Consider the following 4,952-nt stretch of genomic DNA (forward strand, 5'->3'; position numbering starts at 1 on the left):
CAGCTCCCGCCGGGCAGCAGCCCCGGCCACGGCCGCGCCCCCAGCACCACGTGCGCGGCCTCCGCCACCGTGCCGTCCGCCAGCTCCACGCCCGCCGCGCGGCCGTCCGCCACCACGACCCGGGCCACCTCGGCCCCGAAGACGAACTCCACCTTCCGGGCCAGGCACCGCTCGTACACCGCGCGCGCCAGCTCCCGCATCCCGCCCATGACGTACCAGCTGCCGAACGTCTCCTCCATGTACGGCAGCAGCGCCGCGCCCGCCGGGGCACGGCCCGGGTCGAGCCCGTAGGCCAGCACGTACCCGTCGAGCAGCGCCGCCAGCCGGGGATCGGCCAGCTCCAGGGCACCCGCCTCGGCCACCGTCGTCGCCCGCCGCGCCGGACGCAGCAGCCGCCGGCGCTCCACGGCCGGATACGGATCGCGGCCCAGCACCTGCCAGTCCGGGCGCAGCGGCTCCTCCAGGAGCGGGCGCCGCGAGCGGTCCCACGCGTCCCTGGCCCGGTCCAGGAAGGCTCCCCACTGCGCGCCCGCGCCCCCGCCCAGCGCCGCGTCCAGGGCGGCGACGGTCCCGGCCCGCGAGGCGTTCGGCAGCCGGACGTCGGTGCCGTCCGCGAAGAGGTGACGGCTCGCCGGATCCACCTGGGTGAGCGTCACGCACCGCTCCAGCGGCTCCTTGCCGGTCTTCACGAACAGGTCCCGGTAGACGGCGGGCAGGTGCAGCAACCCGGGGCCCGTGTCGAACGCGAAGCCCTCCTCGGTGTGCCGCCCGAGCGCACCGCCGTAGCCGCCGGACCGCTCGTACACCGTCACCCGGTGGCCTGCCACGGCCAGCCGGGCCGCCGCCGCCATCGCGCCCATCCCGGCGCCGATCACCGCAATTCGTGCCATGCACGCGACCCTAACGGCCGCCCCACGGGGCCCGGCCGTCAGGTCGGCGGCACGCCCGGCGCCGGGAAGCCCGACCGCGCGCGGCGCTTCTCCTCGCGGCGCTGCGCCCGGCGGCGCCAGAACCGGCGGATGCGGGAGGCCAGGAAGACCACGATCACCAGGCCCGTGACCAGGAACGTCCCGGCGATGCCGGCCGCTATCCACGGATGGAAGATCGCGAAGGTGATGACGGCCGCGACGCCCAGGTCCTCGACGGCGCTCAGCACGATGTTGCTGAACGGCTCGGGGGAGCTGTTGACCGCCATGCGCGTACCGGCCTTGACCAGATGGCTCACCAGCGCGGTGGACCCCCCGATGGCCCCGGCCGCGATCTCGGGCAGCGAACCGCTCTCCCCGGCCAGCAGCGCCGCCACGACCGCGCCGGCCACCGGCCTGACCACCGTGTGCACCGCGTCCCAGACGGTGTCCACGTACGGGATCTTGTCCGCGACCACCTCGCAGAGGAAGAGCACCGCGACGACCACCAGCACGTCCGTGCGCTGGAGGGAGGCGGGCACCTCGTCGCTGACGCCGGTCGCGCCGAATATGCCGAGCAGGAGGACCACCGCGTACGCGTTGATCCCGCTCGCCCAGCCGCTTGTGAATACCAGAGGGAGTACCGACACGCTGGTGATCGTAGCCAGCGGGTCCGACAACGCGGCAGGGCGTGGGCACCGGAATCTGAGTACCCGTACTCAGGGCGCGGGTTGAGTAGCCGCACGGATGGGCCGCGACCCGTCCGGACGGCAGAGTGAGCGGCACGGAAGGGGCGCCGCCCCGCCACCGCCGGCACGGGGCGGCGGTAGTGGTGCGGCACCTCCTTCCGGCGGAGGCGCGGCGGAGGAGACGGGACCGTGGGGGACGCGGTCACGGGGGATACTCCTCCGGCGCCTTCCGTGCGTACGGGGGTGGGTGAGCGGGCCCTCAGTGCCCGCTCACCCGGCCGCGCAGCAGCAGGGACAGCGCCGAGTGCACGTCGTCGATCGAGCGCTCCGGCTGGAACGCCTGCCAGTCCAGCGCCGCCACCAGCACCATGCCGACCAGCGCCGCCGCCGTCAGCGGGACGTCGATCTCCTCGCTCAGCTCGCCGCCCGCGACGCCCTCCTCGATGACGCCCTCCACCACGGCGACCGCCTCGCGGCGCACCACGAGCAGGGTGGACTGCCAGGCGCGGTTGGTGCGCCACAGCTCCGCCACGTACAGCTGGGTGAAGGCGGGGTAGCGGTCGATGAAGACGAGACCGGCCCGGATCATGGCGTCCAGCGCCTCGACCCGGCTGCCGCCGCGGGCCGCGGTCTCCTCGGCCGCCGTCCGCAGGGAGGCGGTGAGCAGTCCGACGCCGTGGCGCAGCAGCTCCTCGAAGAGTTCCGTCTTGCTCTTGAAGTTGTAGTAGACGGTGCCCTTGGCGACCCCGGCCCGGTCGGCGATCTCGTCCACCGTGGTCGCCGAGAAGCCCTTCTCGGCGATGAGGGTGACGGCCGCTTCGTAGAGCCTCTGCCGGGTGGCCTGGCGGCGCGCGCCGCTACTGCTTTCCATGCCTCCGATTCTCACAGGTCCGTGGGCGCTCACAGGCTCAGCTCCGGATGGAGCCGCTCCAGGGTCCACATCTGCTTGCGGCGGGCCGACAGCGCGGTCAGCGCGAGCGCCCCCGCGGTGAACGCGGCGAGGACCGCGCAGCCCTGCCAGACCGGGCCGAGCCCGCCGCCCGTGATGAGCCGGCGCAGCCCCTCGACGACGTAGCTCATCGGCAGATAGGGGTGGATGGCGTTGAAGAAGCCCGGACTGGTCTGTACGGGGTAGGTGCCGCCGGCCGAGGTCAGCTGGAGCATCAGCAGCGCCAGGACGAGGATGCGTCCGGCCGCCCCGAAGCAGGCGTTCAGCCACTGCACGATGGCCGCGAAGCAGCAGGTCACCAGGGCCAGGAAGGCCAGTGTTCCGGCGGTGTGCGCCATGTCCAGGCCGGGGCCCCAGTGCAGGACGGACATCAGCGCCGCCACCTGGAGCAGCCCGATCCCGGCCACCGGCAGCCAGCCCGCGAGGGCGATCCGCCAGGCGGGTGCCCCGGCGGCCAGCGCGCGCCGGCCGAGCGGCTGGATCAGCATGTACGCCACCATCGCGCCGACCCAGAGGGAGAGCGGGATGAAGTAGGGCGCGAAGCCGGTGCCGTAGTTGGGCGCGGAGTGCAGCGACTGGGAGGCCAGCCGCACGGGGTCGGCCATGACCTCGGTCCGGGCGTCGCGGTCCTCCTTGCCGTAGTCCGGGATCTTGTCCACGCCGTCGCCGAGGCCCTTGGCGAGCGAGGCCGAGCCGTCCTTGATGCGGACCAGGCCCCGGTCGAGGCTGGTGGCCCCGGTTTCGAGCCGGCCGACGCCGGTGTCGAGGTCGGTCGCGCCGGTCTTGGCCGTGGCGAGGCCGGTGTGCAGCTTCTCGGCGCCCTTGGCGACCTTGTGGGCGCCGGTGTTCAGCGCGTTGATCTTCTTGACCGCGGACTCCAGGTCCTCGTCCAGGTGCGGGGAGCGGGTGGCGAGGGCCTTGGCCTGCTTCTCCAGGGTGGTCAGCCGGCCGCGCAGCGCGGTGAGGTCCCCGTTCTGGTTCGCGACCAGGGCCTTCACGTCGTCGGCCACGTCGGCGACGTCGTCCGCCGCCGTCACGGCCCGCCCCAGCGGCGTGCAGACGGTGGGGTCGGGTTCGGGGGCCTCCGCGCAGCGGGTGCGGTGCACCTCAGTGAGGTCGTCGGCGGCGGTGTGCGCGGCGGTGGCGGCGGTGGGCGCCGACTTCACCAGCAGGTCCAGGTTGTGGCGTACCGCCTCGGAGGTGTCGGCGACCAGCCGGGCGGTGTCGCCGATGGCCTTCCCGTTGTCCTTGAGGAACGGGCGCACGTCGGCGGCCACCCCGTTGACCTTGGCGGCGAGCTGCCCGGTGCCGTCGGCGACCTCGCGGGAGCCGGTCTTCAGATCGCCGGCGCCCCGGTTCAGCTTCACCAGCCCGCCTGCCAGGCTGCCGCTGCCGGCCTTGGCGTCCTTGAGCCCGTCCGCCAGGTCCTTCGAGCCCTTCTTGGCCTTGGCGCTGCCGCTGCGGAGGTCGGCCGCGCCCTTGGCGGCCTTCGCCGTCTCGTCGTGCAGATCGGAGAAGTTGATGAAGATCCGGTCGAGGAAGCCGCGCGAGGCGTTGGCCGACGCGGCCGTGCGGACCTCCAAGAACACCGTCCGGGAGATCTGCCCGACGATGTAGTTGTTCGCGTCGTTGGTGCGCACCTGGAGCGCGCCGGTCTCGGGGGAGTCGCTGGCGCTGGAGGCGATGCGCTCGCTGAAGTCGGCGGGCATGCGCAGGGAGAGGTAGTACGTGCCGTCCTCGACGCCTTGGTCCGCCTCGGCGGCGCTCACCTCGTGCCAGTCGAAGACCTTGGATTCGAGCAGCTTGCCGGTGATCTCGTCGCCGGCCGCGATGCGCCTGCCGTCGGCGGTGGCGCCCCGGTCGTCGTTGACCAGGGCGACCGGGATGCGGTCGAGCCGTCCGTACGGATCCCAGAAGGACCACAGGTACAGGGCTCCGTAGAGGAGCGGGAGCAGCAGGAGCGCGGCGAGGGCGGCGCGCGGCAGCCGCCCCCTGCCGAAGCGCCTCAGCTCAAGCGCGGCCAGTCTCGGCGAACGCATCGGCCGGTTCCTCCTCGTGCGTGGTGGCGTCGGTGGTGTCCGTCTCGGGGGAGGCGTCCGTGCGTACGGCGAGGGCGTCCCCGGGCGCCTCGCTGCAGACGGCGAGCACCGTGGTGCCGGCGGCGGCCACGGAGCGCAGCAGCTCCCAGACCTCGTCGCGCTCGGCGTAGGCCAGCTTCAGGTCGGTGTCGTCCACCGCGAGCAGCCGGGGCCGGCCCATCAGCGCCAGGGCCACGGACAGCCGCAGCGCCTGAGGCCGCTCCAGGTCGCGTACGGCGGTGCGCTCGTCCTTGGGCAGTGCGGCGGGGTCGAGCCCCGCGGCCGCCAGGGCGGCGTCGATCCGGGCGCGCGCGGCGGCGGCCCGGGCGCG

Annotated in this window: 4 protein-coding genes and 1 pseudogene; all 5 read right to left on the reverse strand. The window is 73.8% G+C overall.

The window, feature by feature from the left end:
• Positions 1–890 (reverse strand): NAD(P)/FAD-dependent oxidoreductase (locus MHW47_RS31795; protein WP_239227328.1); only part of this gene is annotated, 890 nt, incomplete at its 3' end.
• Between the two features lie 38 nt (positions 891–928).
• The gene (locus MHW47_RS31800) at positions 929–1,555 is read right to left on the reverse strand and encodes a DUF4126 domain-containing protein (protein WP_239227329.1); all 627 of its coding nucleotides are present in this window, start codon (positions 1,553–1,555) and stop codon (positions 929–931) included.
• Between the two features lie 298 nt (positions 1,556–1,853).
• Entirely contained in the window at positions 1,854–2,465 is a 612-nt protein-coding gene (locus tag MHW47_RS31805; protein WP_239227330.1) for a TetR/AcrR family transcriptional regulator, read from the reverse strand.
• Between the two features lie 29 nt (positions 2,466–2,494).
• On the reverse strand, positions 2,495–4,582 hold the full coding sequence (locus tag MHW47_RS31810) for a YhgE/Pip family protein (protein ID WP_239227331.1): 2,088 nt from the start codon (positions 4,580–4,582) through the stop codon (positions 2,495–2,497).
• A pseudogene (locus MHW47_RS31815) lies at positions 4,554–4,952 on the reverse strand (ABC transporter ATP-binding protein); the annotation flags it as partial. The gene MHW47_RS31810 and the pseudogene MHW47_RS31815, both read right to left, overlap by 29 nt.

It is taken from the genome of Streptomyces sp. OfavH-34-F, from assembly GCF_022347745.1.
GTDB lineage: Bacteria > Actinomycetota > Actinomycetes > Streptomycetales > Streptomycetaceae > Streptomyces.

Bases quoted from the DNA above. Each gene is read 5' to 3' on its own strand.
- MHW47_RS31805 (WP_239227330.1), bottom strand. From the start codon at position 2,465: ATGGAAAGCAGTAGCGGCGCGCGCCGCCAGGCCACCCGGCAGAGGCTC.
- MHW47_RS31810 (WP_239227331.1), bottom strand. From the start codon at position 4,582: ATGCGTTCGCCGAGACTGGCCGCGCTTGAGCTGAGGCGCTTCGGCAGG.